Below are 17,686 nucleotides of genomic sequence, written 5' to 3'. Positions count from 1 at the left end.
TTTTCAAATGTTACACCATCTTTCTTCATAGTTTTGTGACGTTTTTGTCGTAACGAATGCCGGGTCGGATGAATCGTCATAGTGTCGATTTACGCCGCTGCCGTTCGTCGTGAGGTAGACGGCCCTTTGGCCGTCGTCGCGCCGCAGCGCACCCAGAATCAGCAACCGCCCAAGGTGACCACGATGCCCCTGAAGCTCTACGCCCATCCTTTCTCCTCTTACTGTCAGAAGGTCCTGACCGCGCTCTACGAAAACGGCACGCCGTTCGAACTGCGCCTGCTGGCGCACGACGACTTGCAAGTCATGGCCGAATTCGCCGCGCTCTGGCCGATCAAGCGCTTTCCGCTGCTGGTCGACGGCAGCCGGACCGTGATGGAGGCGAGCATCATCATCGAGTATCTGGGCCTCTACCATCCCGGCCCGGTGCCGCTGTTGCCGGCCGACGCCCGTGCCGCGCTGGAAGTGCGCACCATGGACCGCTTCTTCGACAACTACGTCTCGACGCCGCAGCAAAAGATCGTCTACGACAGCATGCGCCCTGAGCCGGAGCGCGACTCGCAAGCCGTGGCCGAGGCGCGGGCCATGCTCGACACCGCGTACGGCTGGCTGAACAAGGTGATGGCGGAACGCGAATGGGCGGCTGGCGACACCTTCAGCCTCGCCGATTGCGGCGCCGCGCCGTTCCTGTTTTACGCCGACTGGACGCACGCCATCGGCCCGGCGTTTCCGCACGTGCTCGCCTACCGCAAACGCCTGCTGGCGCGGCCGTCGTTCGCACGCGCGGTGGATGAAGCGCGCCCGTATCGCGCGTATTTCCCACTCGGCGCGCCGGACCGCGATTGAGGGACCGCGGCGCGGCGGCGTCGGCCGAAAGACGGGCGCCGGCGCCCCGCCCACCATCACCGTTTGCGACAACAATTTTTCCAGCCTATACACTTCACTTCGAAGCCTACTTCCGCCACTCAACCTTAAGGCAAAACATGGACCGTTTCGAAGCGATGGAGATATTTACGCGTGTGGTCGAAGCGAACAGCTTCACCAAAGTATCCGAGTCGCTCGACCTGCCACGCGCCAAAGTCAGCCGCACCATCCAGGCGCTGGAAGAACACGTCGGCGTGCGTCTGCTGAATCGTTCAACGCGCCAGGTCAGCGTCACCGAAGACGGCGCGCTGTTCTACGAGCGCTGCGTGCGCATCCTCGCCGAAGTCACCGACGCCGAATCGTCGCTGTCGAACAAACGCGAAAATCCGGCCGGCACGATCCGCGTGGATACGTCCGGCACGCTGGCCCGCGCGCTGCTGCTCCCCGCGCTCGACGATTTCTACCGACAATACCCCGAGATCGACGTGCGGCTCGGCCTCGCCGACCGCAACATCGATCTGATTCAGGACGGCGTGGATTGCGTGATCCGCATGGGCACGCCGGAAGAGTCGAGCCTCGTCGCGCGGCGAATCGGTCAGGCGCGAATCGTCACGTGCGCGTCGCCGGCGTATCTGGAGAAATATGGCGAGCCGACCACACTCGAAGAATTGAGCGAGCACCGCGCGGTCAACTACGTGTCCGCGCGCACGGGCAGAACGTTCCCGTTCGAATACCAGGTGGACGGCGAGATCGCCAAGGTGTCGCTCAAGAGCGTGCTCGCCGTGAACGACGGCTCGGTCTACATTGGCGCGGCCGCGCTCGGTCACGGCATCATCCAGCCGTCGCGTTTCATGGTCGCCGATCTGATCGCGCAAGGCGCGCTGAAGGAAATTCTCACCGACTATACGAGCCCCGGCACGCCGCTCTCGGTGCTCTACGCGCATCGCCGGAATCTGAGTTCGCGGCTGCGTGCGTTCATCGAGTGGGTGACCGAACTGGCACGCAACAATCCGGATCTGCGCATCACGGACTAACGAAGCGAGGCGCGCAAAAACGAAAAAGCCCCGTGCGTTGCGAAGCGCATGGGGCTTTTCTTCTTCTAATGCAATCGAACTTCGCGATCAGGCAATCCGCTCTTCGTTCGTCGGATCGAACAGCACCGCCTTCGACGTATCGAACAGCAACGTCGTGTTCGTCAGCGGCTGCGGATTCGAGGCCGGGTGCACGCGGCTCACAATGCGCTTGCCGTTGACCTGCGCGAACACCAGCGTGTCCGGACCGGTCGGCTCGATCACGTCGACCTTCACTTCGATCGGCTGCAACTTCGCGTTGTCGCCATGCGCGCCGCGCGCGTCGGTGATGCGCTCCGGGCGCAGGCCGAGAATCACGTCACGGCCCACATGCGACTTCACCTTCGCCGAGTCGAACGGCAGGTTCACCGCCGTGCGTGCGACACCCGTATCCAGTTCGAGCGCCACGCCCGCGCCCTGCTCGACCAGCTTGCCCTGGATGAAGTTCATCGGCGGCGCGCCGATGAAGCCGGCCACGAACAGGTTCGACGGCGAATCGTAGATTTCCTGCGGTGCGCCGAACTGCTGCACGATGCCGTCTTTCATCACCGCGATGCGGTCGCCGAGCGTCATTGCTTCGATCTGATCGTGCGTCACGTAGACGATCGTCGTGCCTAGGCGTTGATGCAGCAGCTTGATTTCCGAACGCATCTCGATACGCAGCTTCGCGTCGAGGTTCGACAGCGGTTCATCGAACAGGAACATGACCGGATCGCGTGCAAGCGCACGGCCCATGGCCACGCGCTGACGCTGGCCGCCGGACAGTTGACCCGGCTTGCGATCGAGCAGGTGCGTGATCTGCAGCGTGTTCGACACGCGGTCGACGATCTGCGTCTGCTCGTTCTTCGGCACCTTGCGGATGTTCAGACCGAACGAGATGTTCTCGCGCACCGTCATGGACGGATACAGCGCGTACGACTGGAACACCATCGCAATGTCGCGATCTTTCGGCGACAGGTTGTTCACCGTCTTGCCGTCGATCTGGATCTCGCCCTTGGTCACGGTCTCGAGGCCGGCAATCATGTTGAGCAGCGTCGACTTCCCGCAGCCCGAACCGCCGACGAGAATCAGGAACTGGCCGTCTTCGATGTCGATATTGACACCCTTCAGGACCGGCACCCCGTTCGGGTAAGTCTTGTACACGTCACGGATGGAAAGGCTTGCCATGCTGTGAATCCTCTTGTCTCTGGTACTGCTTGAAAACGTCTTCGGGTGACGGCGGCGCTTCATGAAGCGCCGCCGCGCTCGGATGGTTTAGCTTGGCGTCTAGCCCTTCACTGCGCCCGCCGTCAGGCCGCGCACGAAATAGCGTCCGGCGATGATGTAGACCAGCAGCGTGGGCAACGCGGCGATGATCGCGCCGGCCATGTCCACGTTGTATTCCTTCACGCCGGTCGAGGTGTTCACGAGGTTGTTCAGCGCCACCGTGATCGGCATCGAATCGACACCGGAGAACACAATACCGAACAGGAAGTCATTCCAGATCTGCGTGAATTGCCAGATCAGGCACACCATGAAAATCGGCAGCGAAACCGGCAGCAGAATCTTCGTGAAGATCGTGAAGAAACCCGCGCCGTCGATACGCGCCGCCTTCACGAGTTCAGCCGGAATACTGACGTAGAAGTTGCGGAAGAACATCGTGGTGAAGGCGATACCGTAGATCACGTGTACCACCACCAGCCCGGTGGTCGTGTTCGACAGGCCGAGGAAACCTTCGAAACGCGCCATCGGCAGCAGGATCGCCTGGAACGGAATGAAGCAGCCGACCAGCAGCATCGTGAAGATCGGATCCGCGCCACGGAAGCGCCAGTGCGTGAGCACATAACCGTTGAACGCGCCGATGATCGACGAGATCAGCACGGCCGGAATCACCATCCGCACCGAGTTCATGAAGAACGGCTGCATGCCGTCGCAACGCACACCCGTACAGGCGCCGCTCCATGCCTTGATCCACGGGTCGATGGTCCAATGCGTGGGCGGCGTGAGCAGGTTGCCGGTGCGCAGTTGATCGATGTCCTTGAACGACGTGGACAGCATCACGTACAGCGGGAACAGGAAGTACAGGGCGAACAGGATCAAGGCCGCATAAATGACGGCACGGCTGATCGTCATCTTAGGCTGCATTGCGGGTACTCCTCGATTCCAGATACATCAGCGGCACGAGCACGGCTACGACAGTGGCGAGCATCATCATCGACGATGCCGCGCCGACGCCCAGTTGCCCGCGATTGAACGAAAACGTGTACATGAAAATAGCCGGCAGCGACGAAGACGTGCCCGGACCACCCGCGGTCAACGCAACGACCAGGTCGAAGGTCTTGATCGTGATGTGGCAGAGAATCAGCAGCACGGAGAAGAACACCGGGCGCATGCTCGGAATCACGATCTTGCGGTAGATGGTGGGCAGATTCGCGCCGTCCATCTGCGCGGCCTTGAAGATTTCACCGTCGACACCGCGCAGGCCCGCGAGGAACAGCGCCATCACGAAGCCCACGGATTGCCACACGGCCGCGATCACGACGCAGAAGATCGCCTTGTCCGGGTCGCCCAGCCAGCCGAACGAAAAGCTCGTCCAGCCCCAGTCGTGGAACACCTTCTCGAGGCCGATGCTCGGCGTCATGATCCATTGCCACGCCGTACCCGTCACGATGAACGAGAGCGCCATCGGGTACAGGAACACGGCGCGCAGCGCGCCTTCGTTGCGGATCTGCTGATCGAGCAGGATGGCGAGGAACAGACCCAGACCGATACAGATACCGATAAACGGGATGCCGAACCAGCCGAGGTTGGCAGCCGACGTCCAGAACACATCGTTATCGAACAGCTCGCGATAACGATCGAGACCGACAAATTCATAACGTGGCATCAGTCGCGAATTGGACAGCGACAGAAAGCCGGTAATGGCGATGAAGCCATACACGAAGATCAGGCTGATCACGACGCTGGGTGCGAGCACCAGCTTCGGAATCCAGCGATCGGCAAGGGCCGCCATCGGCGACGTGCGGCGGGTCACGGTGGCCGTTTTCCCGTTTCCGCTGATAGAAGCAGTCACTACTCGACTCCTGCTGAAACTGTGCCGCCCGGACCTTCACGCTGAAAAAACGCGAGGCCGTAACGACATAGGTGTGACTCTATGAAACCAGGGTGAAGCCGCCTGCCAATGCAACGAGTAAAACCCCGGCAATCAGCGACACGAAGGGCGCGCCCGGCGCCCGTTTCTGAACCGCCGGGCGCGCCGCTTCGTTTGACGCAACTTACTTGGTCTTCGCTGCCTTCGCGAGCGCGGCAACAGCGCTCTTCGAATCCTGCTGCGAGTTCATGAACTTCGTGACCACGTCCGAGATCGCGCCGGCTGCTGCATCCGGTTGCGCCATGCCGTGTGCCAGCGAAGGCACATAGCCGCCCGACTTGATCGCCACTTGTTCATCCGCGTACGACTTCTTCGCGCAGTCGTCGAACTTGGCCATCGACACGCCCAGACGAACCGGGATGGAACCCTTGTTCAGGCTGAACTGTTCCTGGAAGTCCGGCGACATGATCGTCTTCGCCAGTGCGAGCTGACCCGGCGTTGCCGCCTTCTGGCCCTTCTGCTGGAAGAACACGAACGAGTCGACGTTGAACGTGTACGACTTTTCCGTGCCCGGCACAGCGGCGCAGATGTAGTCCGAGCCCGACTTCTTGCCGGCGTTGGCGAATTCGCCCTTCGCCCAGTCGCCCATGAACTGCATGCCGGCCTTGCCGTTGATGACCATGGCCGTTGCCAGGTTCCAGTCACGACCCGTGCGGCCCGCGTCGAAGTAACCCTGAATCTTGCGGACCGTGTCGAACACGCCGACCATCTGATCCGACGTCAGCGTCTTCTCGTCGAGATCGACCAGCGCCTTCTTGTAGAAGCCCGCGCCTTGCGACAGCACGACGTCTTCCCACAGCGTCAGGTCTTGCCACGGCTGGCCACCCATCGCGATCGGCTGGATGCCCGCGGCCTTCATCTTGTCGGCCACCGCGAAGAACTCAGGCCACGTGGTCGGCGCCTTGCCGCCCGCCTTGTCCAGCGCTGCCTTGTTGATGTACAGCCAGTTCACGCGGTGCACCGAGAACGGCGCCGCGACGTAGTGACCGTCCGCGTGCATGATCTTGTCGATTTCCGGCGGCAGGTTCTTCTTCCAGTCACCCGCGACGGAGTCGATCGGCACCAGCACGCCTTGCGACGCCCAGTCCTGGATCAGCGGACCCTTGATCTGCGCAGCGCTCGGTGCGTTGCCCGAGATCACCTGCGTCTTGAGTGCCGTCATGGCAGCCGCGCCGGCGCCACCCGCAACCGCGAAGTCCTTCCACGTGTAACCCTGCTTCGTCATGTCGTCCTTGAGGACGCCGACGGCTTTCGATTCACCGCCCGAAGTCCACCAGTGCAACACTTCGACCGACTCGGCGGCTTGCACAGCCGAGACGCCACACATCAGACCTGCGGCGCACAAAGCGCCCATGATCGCGCGAAATTTCATTGCTTATCTCCTCCAGACACCTGAACAAAAAACAAATGGCCCCTGATGTCGCCAGGGTGCTGTGGTTGGTTCAAACAGGCAAAACACTGGGCGATCGAGCACGGTCGGGCGCATGCCTTAAGGCATGTGCCGGCGGACCGATTTTCGGCCGCTGGAAGCTCAAGAGATGAGTGGTTCGGGATGCAACTGACTGTCTCCTCTTTTGATTTTTGCCTGCCCGCGTCGCGCGCGGCAGACTCGAGGTGCCTTGCACGTCAACTTGGGGCAGACCCTGCCGGCGGTTCAGCTCCCCGGCTTTCCGTAAGGGCCGCCGGGGCATGCTGGCACGTGCCGACACGCAATGTCCGTTAACATGCAGGGGACGCCTGCCGATTCGGGAAAACGCGCATCTTGACTCACAGCGCACGCTTTTTTCATCGAATTAGCGCTACCTCTTGATTTGGATTGTAGTTAAACTACAATTCAGTGTCAAAAAATATTTTATCGGACTACGGTCGCGCTTTCGCTCACCTTCCGCGGCCCCAGGACATCGACGGAGACTCATGCAAACCGATTCAAGCTTCACCTTCGTTCTCTTCGGCGGCACCGGCGACCTGTCGATGCGCAAGATCCTGCCCGCACTGTTTGAAGCACACCGTGCAGGCGGCATGCTGGCCGACAGCGGCAAGATCGTCGCGGTGGCGCGGCATGCCACGGATCGCCGCGAGTACATTGAGTGGGTGAACGAGCACGTCAAACCGCACGTGTCGAAGAACGGTGTGGACGAAACGGCATGGGCGAGCTTTCTGGAGCGCATCGAGTTCGTGAATATCGACCTCGGCAAAGCGGAAGACTTCGTCCATTTGCGCGACGCGATCAAGGATCTGCCGGGCATCCGCGTGTTCTATCTGGCAACGGGCCCGTCGCTGTTCGTACCGATCTGCCATGCGCTGGCATCGGTCGGGCTGAACGAGAATTCGCGCATCGTGCTGGAGAAGCCGCTCGGCTACGACCTCAAGTCGTCGAATGCAATTAATGATGCGGTCGGCGAAATCTTCGCTGAAGAACAGATCTACCGGATCGACCACTACCTCGGTAAAGAACCGGTGCAGAACCTGCTGGCGTTGCGCTTCGGCAATGCGCTGTTCGAGCCGCTGTGGCGCCGCGAGTGGGTCGAGAGCATCCAGATCACGATCGCCGAAGAGCTCGGCGTGGAAGCGCGCGGCGACTTCTACGACAATACCGGCGCGTTGCGCGACATGGTGCAGAACCATTTGCTGCAACTGCTTTCCATCGTGGCGATGGAACCGCCGCACTCCATGGATTCGGATTCGGTGCGTGACGAAAAGCTGCGCGTGCTGCGCGCTTTGAAGCCCATCGATCCACGCGATATCGGCAAGGTCGCCGTGCGTGGGCAGTATCATTCGGGCGTGATTCGCGGCACCGCGGTGCCGGCGTACGCCACCGAGTCCGGCGTGAGGCCGGACAGCACGACCGAAACCTTCGTTGCGCTGAAGGTCGAGATCGAAAACTGGCGTTGGGCCGGCGTGCCGTTTTTCCTGCGCACCGGTAAGCGCCTCGCCGACCGTGTCGCCGAGATCGTGGTGAACTTTCGTGCGGTGCCACATTCGGCGCTGGGCGCCTCCGCATTGCGCGCCGGCGCGAACCGTCTGGTGATCCGCCTGCAGCCGAACGAAACCATTCGCCTGTACTGTCTCGCGAAGCAGCCCGGCGAAGGCATGAACCTGGCCAGCGTCCACCTCGACCTCGCGTTCGACCAGTTCTTCCGCGAAGGACAGATGGAGGCATATCAGCGTCTCCTGCTCGACGTGATCAACGGTCGCCTCGCGCTGTTTGTGCGGCGCGACGAGCAGGAGGCCGCATGGCGCTGGGTCGAACCGATCCTGAACGAATGGAAGGTGTCGAACAAGCCGCCCAAGCCGTACGCATCGGGTACGTGGGGACCGGCCGCATCGAGCGCGATGCTGGCGCAGCACGGCACCTGCTGGCTCGAAGAAGAGAATTGAATCACGGCGGCGCGTCGTATTGAATGGAATATGACGTGTCGCCCGTAAGACCCACCGACGAACTGAACGGAATGGCGCCGGTATCACGAGGGCGCCTGCAAGTCATCCACTTGGCAGGCATCGCGTGAGAGCAGTACGGCACATTCCGCAGATCACACAAAAAAGCAGCACGGAGGAGAAGTGATCGAGCTTCACGCTTTCGACGATCAACGCGCCCAATCCGACGCGTTGGCGAAAGCGGTCGGCGACGCGTTGCATGCGTCGCTCGCCGCACAGGCCGCCGGTTCCACCACCGGCGCGCGCCCCGCAATGCTTGCAGTCTCCGGCGGCAGCAGTCCGCGCCCGTTCCTGCAGACGTTGTCCACGCAAACCTTCGACTGGGCGCGCATTGCCGTGACGCTGGTCGACGACCGCTGGGTGCCGGAAACGGACAGCGCAAGCAACTCGCAACTGGTGCACGCCACGCTGCTGCAGAATGCCGCGAAGGACGCCACCTTCTGGCCGCTCGTGGACACCACGCAAGATCTGAACGCGCATGTCGCCGCGCTGAATGCCGATTCGCGCTTCAGCGTCGTGCCGGACGTCGCGATTCTCGGAATGGGCGAAGACGGCCACACCGCGTCGATCTTTGCCGACTCGCCCGAATGGGATCACGCGATCACGACGACCGAGCGCTTCGTTGCCGTGCACCCCGGCAGCGCGCCGCATGCGCGCGTGAGCTGGTCCATGTCCGCGTTGAAGGAAGTGAAGCATCTGTTCTTGCTGATCGCAGGACCGCGCAAGATGGACGTGCTGAATGCCGCGTCCGCTTCGCTACAAAAAAATGCCATCTCGCAGTTGGCAAACGACAAGGGAGTGAGACTCGATGTCTACTGGTGTGCAAACTAAGGCTGTTCCGGGCGCGGGCCAGCACGCCGATGGACCGAGGCTGCTGGCCGACATCGGCGGCACCAATGCGCGCTTCGCGCTGGAGACTAGCCCGGGCGAAATTGGCTCGGTGAAGGTCTATCCGTGCGCGGACTATCCGGGCGTTGCCGAAGTCATCAAGAAGTATTTGAAGGACACCAAGATCGGCCGCGTGAATCACGCGGCGATCGCGATTGCGAACCCGGTCGACGGCGATCAGGTGAGCATGACGAATCACGACTGGAGCTTTTCGATCGAAGCCACGCGACGCGCGCTTGGTTTCGACACGCTGCTGGTGGTGAACGACTTTACCGCGCTGGCGATGGCGCTGCCCGGTCTCACCGACCAGCAACGCGTGCAGGTGGGCGGCGGCGCGCGTCGGCCGAATAGCGTGATTGGGTTGCTCGGTCCGGGCACCGGCATGGGCGTGTCCGGTTTGATTCCCGCTGACGACCGCTGGATCGCGCTCGGCAGCGAAGGTGGCCACGCTACGTTCGCGCCGGCTGATGAACGCGAAGATATCGTGCTGCAATATGCGCGCAAGAAATGGTCGCACGTGTCGTTCGAGCGAGTGGCCGCAGGCCCTGGCATCGAAGTGATTTATCGCGCGCTCGCGGGCCGCGACAAGAAGCGCGTGGCGGCAAATGTCGACACCGTCGAGGTCGTCAAGCGCGCGCTGGAAGGCGAGCCGCTCGCGGCTGAGTCCGTCGATGTGTTCTGCGGCATTCTCGGCACCTTCGCGGGCAATATCGCCGTGACGCTCGGGGCGTTGGGCGGGATCTATATCGGCGGTGGCGTCGTGCCTCGGCTTGGCGAGTTCTTTTCACGTTCGTCGTTTCGTAAGCGCTTCGAGGCCAAGGGCCGGTTCGAGGCTTATCTGCAGAACGTGCCGACGTATGTGATTACCGCTGAATATCCGGCGTTTCTCGGTGTATCGGCGATTCTTGCCGAGCAGTTGTCGAATCGCGCGGGCGGCAGTTCGTCGGCGGTGTTCGAGCGGATTCGCCAGATGCGCGATGCGTTGACGCCGGCCGAGCGGCGTGTGGCCGATCTCGCGCTGAATCATCCGCGGTCGATCATCAACGATCCGATTGTCGATATCGCTCGCAAGGCGGATGTGAGTCAGCCGACGGTGATCCGGTTTTGTCGTTCGCTCGGTTGCCAGGGGTTGTCGGATTTCAAGCTGAAGCTGGCGACGGGATTGACCGGTACGATTCCGGTGAGTCATAGCCAGGTGCATCTGGGTGATACGGCGACGGACTTCGGCGCGAAAGTGCTGGATAACACCGTGTCGGCGATTTTGCAGCTGCGCGAGCATTTGAACTTCGATCAGGTCGAGCGGGCTATCGATCTTCTGAACGGCGCGCGGCGGATTGAGTTCTATGGGCTCGGCAACTCGAATATCGTCGCGCAGGATGCGCATTACAAGTTCTTCCGGTTTGGTATTCCTACTATTGCCTATGGCGATTTGTATATGCAGGCGGCGTCGGCAGCTTTGCTTGGGAAGGGGGATGTGATCGTTGCTGTGTCCAAGTCAGGGCGCGCGCCTGAATTGCTGCGCGTGCTGGATGTGGCTATGCAGGCCGGGGCTAAGGTGATTGCTATTACTTCGAGCAATACGCCGTTGGCTAAGCGGGCTACTGTGGCTTTGGAAACCGATCACATTGAAATTCGTGAGTCGCAGTTGTCCATGATTTCGCGGATCTTGCATCTCGTCATGATCGATATTCTTGCTGTTGGAGTGGCTATTCGGCGTGCTGTGCCTAGCGCTGATGTCGCGGAGACGGTCGCCAAAGCCAGGCAAGGGGCTGATGATGATGCTAGTGCTGTGCTCGATTGGTTGAGTCATGGGGCGGCTTCTTCGGCTCGGGATTGATGTTGCTGGTTTTGGTCTGCGCCGCAGGTGGTTGTTGGTTTCAAGGTGTTGGCCTTTCCTTGATTTGTTAGTGGTCTATTCGCGTTGCCCCTGTGCGGGGCGGCACCTACTTTTCTTTGCCGGCCGCAAAGAAAAGTAGGCAAAAGAAAGCGGCTCACACCGCTAATTCTTAAGCGGGTCTCCCGCGCAGTCGCGGTAGTGGTGCATCTGGAATCTGTGTTCTCGCACATTCTGCCTCGGTGACAAGGCGCTCATTCTTCCCGCCTCGCGCGATGCGCTCGCCGGAACGGTCTGCTTAAAATCCCTGGGTTTCGCTGCGCGCGGTGGGGGCCGTCGGCTCCGCCTCGGCGAAGTGCCGTTAAAGGCTTCCGGTTCGTTAAGCGTGGTTGCGTCGGGAAACCGTTGAGCCGACTCGGTGCATTCGCGATCGCCGCGGCTCACGGCTCACGGCTCACTGCTCACTGTCAGTGCTCACTGTCAGTGTGTTGTCGCTGTGCGACGCGAGATCGTTTTGAATTGCATCTGCTTGCGCCGCCGGAAGAATGAGCGCCTTGTCACTCACGCGGAGTGTGCGAGAACACAGATTCCAGATGAACCACTACCGCGACTGCGCGAGGGACCCGCTTATGAGCTAGCGGTGTGAGGCGGCTTTCTTTGCCTACTTTCTTTGCCGCCGCAAAGAAAGTAGGTGCCGCCCCGCACAGGGGCAACGCGAATAGACCACTAACAAAACAATGAAAGGCCAACGCCCAAAACATCCGCCAAAAACCCAAAAAAGCGATAATAGAAACCCCGAAGCGCCGCAGGCAAAAAGCACACCCCAATGATCATCCGCCCCCACCTCCATTGGTTCCGCATGCTGCTAGCCTGGCGAGGCTCCGTCCTCCCGCAGTTGCTCCCGCGCCTATTCCTGATCTTCTGCATTTCGATCGTCGCCGTGGCGGCCCACGACCACCTGCTCCCGATCTCGCTAAACCTCAACACGACAGCGCCCTTCTCGCTAATAGGCATCGCGTTAGCAGTCTTCCTGGGCTTCAGAAACAACGCCAGCTACGACCGCTGGTGGGAAGCCCGCAAGCTCTGGGGCCAACTGCTGAACGAGTCACGCTCACTCATCCGCCAGACGCTCACGCTGCCGACAAAACAGCTCCCACAAGAAGACATCAAAGTTTTTTTCATAGCGCTCAGCGCCCTCCCGCACGCGCTGCGTCATCAGCTCCGCAAGAGCGACGCACGCGAAGACCTCGCCGAACGCCTGCCGCCAGCCCTCTTCGCCCGCGTCATAGCGTCGCGCTACAAACCGGCCACCTTGATGCTTTACCTCGGCGAATGGGTGCAATGTCACGCTCGCTCAGGCGCGATCGATCCAATGGCGGTCATCGCCTTCGATCGGAATCTGAATGGAATCTCGGAAGTAATCGGCGGATGCGAGCGCATTGCTTCGACGCCGCTGCCGTTCGCCTATTCGGTGATGATTCACCGCACGGTGTATTTCTTCTGCGCGTCCCTGCCGTTCGGACTGGTGGACAGCATCGGCATCTTCACGCCCGTCTTCGCGGTCTTCGTGGCGTACACGTTCATGGCGCACGAAGCCATTGCATCGCAAATCGAAGAGCCGTTCGGCATCGACGACAACGACCTCGCGCTCAACCTGATGTCCGTGGCAATCGAGGACGCCATGCGCGACATGCTCGGCGAACCGGCTGTTCAATTGCCGAGCCCGGAAGCGGAAGGCTACATAGTCAATTAAGCAGGCTCACGCCCGAGCACACCGCTCAACTATTGCCGACTGTTTCCGACAATCGCTTGAGTGTCGCGACCCGCGCGCCGATCACATCGATACGACTGCGCTCATCGACCACCGGCGTCGTGGCGTTCAGATACGCAGTCCACGCCTTCTGTGCATGCGTCAGTGTCGGACGCGTACGCGCCGGCATCTTCGACTGCAAACGTCGGTAATAGCGGTTCAGATCGAACATCGCGTGTTCGCACTGCGCGTCCGCGCTGCAGGCACGCACCCGGCGCGGCGGATCGCCGCCGGCACTCGCCTTCGCCACCGCGCTGCGCAGCGCGAGCGCGCGGTCGCGCACCGGCTGCAATTGCATGTCGGCTTCGGCGAGCACGTACATCGTGCCGCGCGTCGTGGCGAACACGGCCGCAAGCAACTGCTTCTCGGCATCGCGTGAAGCCTGCCAGCTCGCCTGACTCTTTTCCCACTGCTTGCGCTGCGCGGGCGGCAACTTCTGCTGAAGCTGCTGCCACGCGTTATCGAGCGCGGTCTTCCAGCCGATCCGCGCGTTGTCCATGCACTGCACTTGCCCTGTTGTCGACGACATGTCGCTGCGCGCAAGACACGCGCGCATCGACGCATCGATCGGATCGGCGGCGGCGACTTCGGCGTGCGCCGATAGCGGAAGCACGCCTAGCACCGCCGCCGAAGCCAGCGCCAACGCGCCGAACGCGCGACGCGCGCCGCGAACGCCGACGCCGGCCGCCAACAGGGACTTCACCCGCCGCATCGTCAGGCGCGAACGCAATCGACGAAGTATTCGATGCGCCCGTTGATCGTTTCGCCGACGAGTCCGTGGATGTCCGTGTGGAAACCCGGGAAGCGCTCGTTGAACTCGCGCGCGAAACGCAAATAGTTGACGATGGTCCTGTTGAAGCGCTCGCCCGGAATCAGCAGCGGAATGCCCGGCGGATACGGCGTCAACAGGATCGACGTGACGCGGCCTTCGAGTTCGTCGATAGGCACGCGATCGATCTCACGGTGCGCGAGCTTGGCGAACGCGTCGGACGGCTTCATGGCCGGTTCCATGCTCGACAGGTACATCTCGGTCGTCAAGCGCGCGATGTCGTTCGCACGGTACACGCTGTGAATCTGCTCGCACAGATCGCGCAGACCGACGCGCTCGTACATCGGATGATGCGAGACGAACTCGGGCAGCACGCGCCACAGCGGCTGGTTGTTGTCGTAGTCGTCCTTGAACTGCTGGAGTTCGGTGACCATCGAGTTCCAGCGGCCCTTGGTGATGCCGATCGTGAACATGATGAAGAACGAATACAGCCCGGTCTTCTCGACGATGATGCCGTGCTCGGCCAGATACTTCGTGACGATCGCAGCCGGAATGCCCGACTCGCCGAAGCCGCCGTCCATGTCCAGACCCGGCGTGACGATGGTCGCCTTGATCGGGTCGAGCATGTTGAAGCCTTCGGCGAGCGGACCGAACCCGTGCCACTTGTCGTTCGGGCGCAGCATCCAGTCTTCGCGCGAGCCGATGCCTTCTTCGGCGAACTGGTCCGGGCCCCACACCTTGAAGAACCAGTCGTCGCCGTATTCGGCGTCGACCTTGCTCATCGCGCGGCGGAAGTCCAACGCCTCTGCGATCGACTCTTCGACGAGCGCGGTGCCGCCCGGCGCTTCCATCATGGCCGCGGCCACGTCGCACGAGGCGATGATCGCGTACTGCGGGCTGGTCGACGTGTGCATCAGATACGCTTCATTGAAGCGATGCTTGTCGAAGCGGCTGTTCTTCGAATCCTGCACGACGATCTGCGAAGCCTGTGAAATGCCCGCCAGCAGCTTGTGCGTGGAGTGCGTGGCGAACACCATCGCGCCGATGCGCGGGCGCCCCGCGCCGATCGCGTGCATGTCCTGATAGAACTCGTGGAATTCCGCGTGTGGCAGCCAGGCTTCGTCGAAGTGCAGCGTGTCGAGCCAGTCGCCCAGCATCTCCTTGATCATCTCGACGTTGTAGATCACGCCGTCGTAGGTGCTCTGCGTGATCGTCAGAATGCGCGGCTTGAGCTCCGGATTCTTCGCGAGTGCTTCGCGGGCGAACGGGTTCGCGAGAATCTTCTTCTTGATGTTTTCCGGTTCGAACTCGCTGCGCGGAATCGGCCCGATGATGCCGAAGTTATTGCGCGTGGGCGTGAGGAACACCGGAATCGCGCCGGTCATGGTGATCGCGTGCAGGATCGACTTGTGGCAGTTGCGGTCCACCAGCACGATGTCGCCCGGCGCAACCGTGCCGTGCCAGACGATCTTGTTCGACGTGGACGTGCCGTTGGTCACGAAGAACACGTGGTCCGCGCTGAAGATGCGCGCCGCGTTGCGCTCGGACGCCGCCACCGGACCGGTGTGATCGAGCAGCTGGCCGAGTTCGTCGACGGCGTTGCACACGTCCGCGCGCAGCATGTTCTCGCCGAAGAACTGGTGGAACATCTGGCCGAGCGGGCTCTTCAGGAACGCCACGCCGCCCGAGTGCCCCGGGCAGTGCCACGAATACGAGCCTTCGTCCGCGTACTGCACCAGTTCCTTGAAGAACGGCGGCGCGAGCGAATCCAGATACACCTTGGTCTCGCGGATGATATGGCGCGCGACGAACTCCGGCGTGTCCTCGAACATGTGGATGAAGCCGTGCAGTTCGCGCAGGATGTCGTTCGGCAGGTGACGCGAGGTGCGCGTTTCGCCGTACAGGAAGATCGGAATGTCGGCGTTGCGGCGGCGCACTTCGGTCACGAACGCGCGCAGCGCGACGATCGCGGCGGCCAGCTCCGGCGTCTCGCCTTCCACCACCACGTTATCGACGTACGGCAGCAGTTCGTCGTCGTCGATCGAGAGGATGAAGCACGAGGCGCGGCTCGACTGCTGCGCGAACGAGGTCAGATCGCCATAGCTCGTCAACCCGAGCACTTCCGCGCCTTCTTTCTCGATGGCTTCGGCCAAGGCCCGGATGCCGGAACCCGAGATGTTCTCGGAGCGGAAATCTTCGTCGATGATGACGACGGGAAAACGAAACTTCATGGGCGATTCTCCAAAAAGAACGACCGCTGCATTCTCTAAATTGCAGCGGTCACCCGGTATAGCTGGTGGGTCAGTACGCTGCCGACGTCACGTCTTGGGCAACGTGACGCCGTGCTGACCTTGATATTTGCCGCCGCGATCCGCGTACGACGTTTCACAAATCTCGTCGCTTTCGAAAAACAGCACTTGAGCGACGCCTTCGTTCGCGTAGATTTTCGCAGGCAAAGGTGTCGTATTCGAGAATTCGAGCGTGACGTGCCCTTCCCATTCCGGCTCGAACGGCGTCACGTTGACGATGATCCCGCAACGCGCATACGTGGACTTGCCCAGACACACGGTCAGCACGCTGCGCGGAATGCGGAAATACTCGACCGTGCGCGCGAGCGCGAACGAATTCGGCGGGATGATGCAGACATCGCCCTTGAAGTCGACAAACGACTTCTCGTCGAAGTTCTTCGGATCGACGATGGTCGAGTTGATGTTGGTGAAGATCTTGAATTCGTCGGCGCAGCGGATGTCGTAGCCGTAGCTCGACGTGCCGTAGCTGACAATCTTCCGGCCGTCTTCGGAGACGCGAACCTGATCGGGCGCGAACGGCTCGATCATGTTGTGCGACGCGGCCATGCGCCGGATCCACTTGTCGGATTTGATAGTCATAGGTGAACGCTGCTCGACGTGAATGACAGAGGTATGACGGATAACGACCCGGTAAGTGCCGGGTCACTTTTGGCTTACTGCGCGCCTTCGTTGCGCTGACTTCGGATACAAAGCCACGCCGCGGGCCGTTCGGCGCTCTAAGCCCCTTCGGCTAAGTGCCCCGCCTACTCGGCAGGACGGGCACTCCGGCGAGGCAGCCGAACGAAAGGCGCTTATTTTACGCGATCGTGAGAATGCTGCCGCAGGTTGGGTTCGGGAGCGGCCCGATGCCAGCCCCGAGGCCGCCTGGCTGAACGCCGGCAGCCTGCGCGCGGGCCTCGATCAAGCGGCACGCGCAACGCTCATTGGCGAATCAATCCGCACGCGAGCGCGGGGCCCGCGCCATGCTGCGGATAGGCGTACGGATCGGTCGCGTCGTGATGCAGCAGAACCGCGCGCTGCAACACCGAGCGGATGCCGTCGAGCGAGACGTCCGGCGCGACGATGAAGCCGGTGGCCACTCCGTTCGCGTCCGCGTGAATATTGCCGAGGTCGCCCTCGACCCGCGCGCCCGATTTCAGACGCTCGGCGGCCGGCGAGAACACCTGGCCGGCGCTGGAACCGTCGGCGGCGTTGCAGTCGCCGCGCTCGTGCACTTGCAAAGCGTGGTCGCTATTGGGCGGCATGCCCGAGAGATTGTAGGTAACCTGCACGCCGTCCGAGCGCTCGATGAACGTGACGAGACCGCGCGCCTGATTGCCCACGGTGGGCAGCAACTGCGCGTCCGCACGTTTTTCCTGTGGTCTCAGGAACGCGCTACAGCCGCATAACAGCACACTGCTGGCAGCCAGGACGATGAACGCATGCACCGCCTGCCCGTCGATTCGTTTTCCCATGCGATCCTCTTGCCGGCCTGGCGGCCGCCCCTGCGGCCGCCGAGCCGAACTTGTGAAGTCGACATGATACCGCGAGACCAGGCGAAAACAGACGCCTTGGGCCCTTGTCCGAACGGCTGTCAAGAG

14 protein-coding genes are annotated in these 17,686 nt (G+C 61.7%); 6 read left to right on the top strand and 8 right to left on the bottom strand.

Features of this window, described 5'->3' with window-relative positions:
- Positions 1–183: 183 nt before the first annotated feature.
- Positions 184–843, top strand: a complete 660-nt coding sequence (locus ACQKRQ_RS22205; protein ID WP_427479420.1) for a glutathione S-transferase family protein — start codon at positions 184–186, stop codon at positions 841–843.
- Between the two features lie 137 nt (positions 844–980).
- On the top strand, positions 981–1,895 hold the full coding sequence (locus tag ACQKRQ_RS22200) for a LysR family transcriptional regulator (RefSeq protein WP_132375660.1): 915 nt from the start codon (positions 981–983) through the stop codon (positions 1,893–1,895).
- Between the two features lie 87 nt (positions 1,896–1,982).
- Here ACQKRQ_RS22200 and ACQKRQ_RS22195 read toward each other — a convergent pair whose 3' ends face one another.
- From ACQKRQ_RS22195 to ACQKRQ_RS22180, 4 genes are all read right to left on the bottom strand, one after another.
- Complete coding sequence (locus tag ACQKRQ_RS22195; RefSeq protein WP_132375661.1) at positions 1,983–3,098, bottom strand: ABC transporter ATP-binding protein; 1,116 nt, start codon at positions 3,096–3,098, stop codon at positions 1,983–1,985.
- 99 nt (positions 3,099–3,197) lie between these two features.
- Positions 3,198–4,055 carry a carbohydrate ABC transporter permease gene (locus tag ACQKRQ_RS22190; RefSeq protein ID WP_132375663.1) on the bottom strand — a complete coding sequence of 286 codons (858 nt, stop codon included), beginning with the start codon at positions 4,053–4,055 and terminating at the stop codon, positions 3,198–3,200.
- Entirely contained in the window at positions 4,045–4,983 is a 939-nt protein-coding gene (locus ACQKRQ_RS22185) for a carbohydrate ABC transporter permease (RefSeq protein WP_132375665.1), read from the bottom strand. The genes ACQKRQ_RS22190 and ACQKRQ_RS22185 overlap by 11 nt, the downstream gene beginning before the upstream one ends.
- A 202-nt stretch (positions 4,984–5,185) precedes the next feature.
- Positions 5,186–6,433, bottom strand: a complete 1,248-nt coding sequence (locus ACQKRQ_RS22180; protein ID WP_132375667.1) for an ABC transporter substrate-binding protein — start codon at positions 6,431–6,433, stop codon at positions 5,186–5,188.
- 542 nt (positions 6,434–6,975) lie between these two features.
- On the opposite strand from ACQKRQ_RS22180, the gene zwf reads away from it, so the two are divergent.
- The 4 genes from zwf to ACQKRQ_RS22160 all read left to right on the top strand — a co-directional run bounded on the left by zwf (position 6,976) and on the right by ACQKRQ_RS22160 (position 12,971).
- On the top strand, positions 6,976–8,439 hold the full coding sequence (gene zwf / locus ACQKRQ_RS22175; protein WP_408180683.1) for a glucose-6-phosphate dehydrogenase: 1,464 nt from the start codon (positions 6,976–6,978) through the stop codon (positions 8,437–8,439).
- Positions 8,440–8,619: 180 nt separating this feature from the next.
- Positions 8,620–9,327, top strand: a complete 708-nt coding sequence (gene pgl / locus ACQKRQ_RS22170) for a 6-phosphogluconolactonase (RefSeq protein WP_408180684.1) — start codon at positions 8,620–8,622, stop codon at positions 9,325–9,327.
- Positions 9,305–11,221, top strand: coding sequence for a bifunctional transcriptional regulator/glucokinase (locus ACQKRQ_RS22165; RefSeq protein ID WP_132375671.1), 1,917 nt, complete (start codon positions 9,305–9,307; stop codon positions 11,219–11,221). The genes pgl and ACQKRQ_RS22165 overlap by 23 nt, the downstream gene beginning before the upstream one ends.
- Positions 11,222–12,044: 823 nt before the next feature.
- Complete coding sequence (locus ACQKRQ_RS22160) at positions 12,045–12,971, top strand: bestrophin family protein (RefSeq protein WP_427479416.1); 927 nt, start codon at positions 12,045–12,047, stop codon at positions 12,969–12,971.
- A gap of 25 nt (positions 12,972–12,996) precedes the next feature.
- On the opposite strand, the gene ACQKRQ_RS22155 is transcribed toward ACQKRQ_RS22160, so the two are convergent.
- The 4 genes from ACQKRQ_RS22155 to ACQKRQ_RS22140 form a co-directional block, all read right to left on the bottom strand.
- Complete coding sequence (locus tag ACQKRQ_RS22155) at positions 12,997–13,740, bottom strand: lysozyme inhibitor LprI family protein (protein WP_427479414.1); 744 nt, start codon at positions 13,738–13,740, stop codon at positions 12,997–12,999.
- A 2-nt stretch (positions 13,741–13,742) separates the two neighbouring features.
- Positions 13,743–16,028, bottom strand: a complete 2,286-nt coding sequence (locus ACQKRQ_RS22150) for an Orn/Lys/Arg decarboxylase N-terminal domain-containing protein (RefSeq protein ID WP_408294459.1) — start codon at positions 16,026–16,028, stop codon at positions 13,743–13,745.
- Positions 16,029–16,115: 87 nt separating this feature from the next.
- Positions 16,116–16,685: a dCTP deaminase gene (dcd, locus tag ACQKRQ_RS22145; RefSeq protein WP_012432068.1), complete on the bottom strand. Its 570-nt coding sequence runs from the start codon at positions 16,683–16,685 to the stop codon at positions 16,116–16,118.
- Between the two features lie 341 nt (positions 16,686–17,026).
- The gene (locus ACQKRQ_RS22140) at positions 17,027–17,560 is read right to left on the bottom strand and encodes a superoxide dismutase family protein (protein WP_132375678.1); all 534 of its coding nucleotides are present in this window, start codon (positions 17,558–17,560) and stop codon (positions 17,027–17,029) included.
- Positions 17,561–17,686: the final 126 nt, after the last annotated feature.

Source organism: Paraburkholderia sp. NPDC080076 (genome assembly GCF_050281145.1).
In the GTDB taxonomy this organism is placed as follows: domain Bacteria; phylum Pseudomonadota; class Gammaproteobacteria; order Burkholderiales; family Burkholderiaceae; genus Paraburkholderia.
This window is presented reverse-complemented; position numbering and strand designations above follow the sequence as displayed.

Bases quoted from the DNA above. Each gene is read 5' to 3' on its own strand.
- ACQKRQ_RS22155 (WP_427479414.1), bottom strand. From the start codon at position 13,740: ATGCGGCGGGTGAAGTCCCTGTTGGCGGCCGGCGTCGGCGTTCGCGGC.
- ACQKRQ_RS22140 (WP_132375678.1), bottom strand. From the start codon at position 17,560: ATGGGAAAACGAATCGACGGGCAGGCGGTGCATGCGTTCATCGTCCTG.
- ACQKRQ_RS22160 (WP_427479416.1), top strand. From the start codon at position 12,045: ATGATCATCCGCCCCCACCTCCATTGGTTCCGCATGCTGCTAGCCTGG.
- ACQKRQ_RS22150 (WP_408294459.1), bottom strand. From the start codon at position 16,028: ATGAAGTTTCGTTTTCCCGTCGTCATCATCGACGAAGATTTCCGCTCC.
- ACQKRQ_RS22165 (WP_132375671.1), top strand. From the start codon at position 9,305: ATGTCTACTGGTGTGCAAACTAAGGCTGTTCCGGGCGCGGGCCAGCAC.
- ACQKRQ_RS22200 (WP_132375660.1), top strand. From the start codon at position 981: ATGGACCGTTTCGAAGCGATGGAGATATTTACGCGTGTGGTCGAAGCG.
- ACQKRQ_RS22180 (WP_132375667.1), bottom strand. From the start codon at position 6,433: ATGAAATTTCGCGCGATCATGGGCGCTTTGTGCGCCGCAGGTCTGATG.
- ACQKRQ_RS22195 (WP_132375661.1), bottom strand. From the start codon at position 3,098: ATGGCAAGCCTTTCCATCCGTGACGTGTACAAGACTTACCCGAACGGG.
- ACQKRQ_RS22205 (WP_427479420.1), top strand. From the start codon at position 184: ATGCCCCTGAAGCTCTACGCCCATCCTTTCTCCTCTTACTGTCAGAAG.
- dcd (WP_012432068.1), bottom strand. From the start codon at position 16,685: ATGACTATCAAATCCGACAAGTGGATCCGGCGCATGGCCGCGTCGCAC.
- ACQKRQ_RS22190 (WP_132375663.1), bottom strand. From the start codon at position 4,055: ATGCAGCCTAAGATGACGATCAGCCGTGCCGTCATTTATGCGGCCTTG.
- zwf (WP_408180683.1), top strand. From the start codon at position 6,976: ATGCAAACCGATTCAAGCTTCACCTTCGTTCTCTTCGGCGGCACCGGC.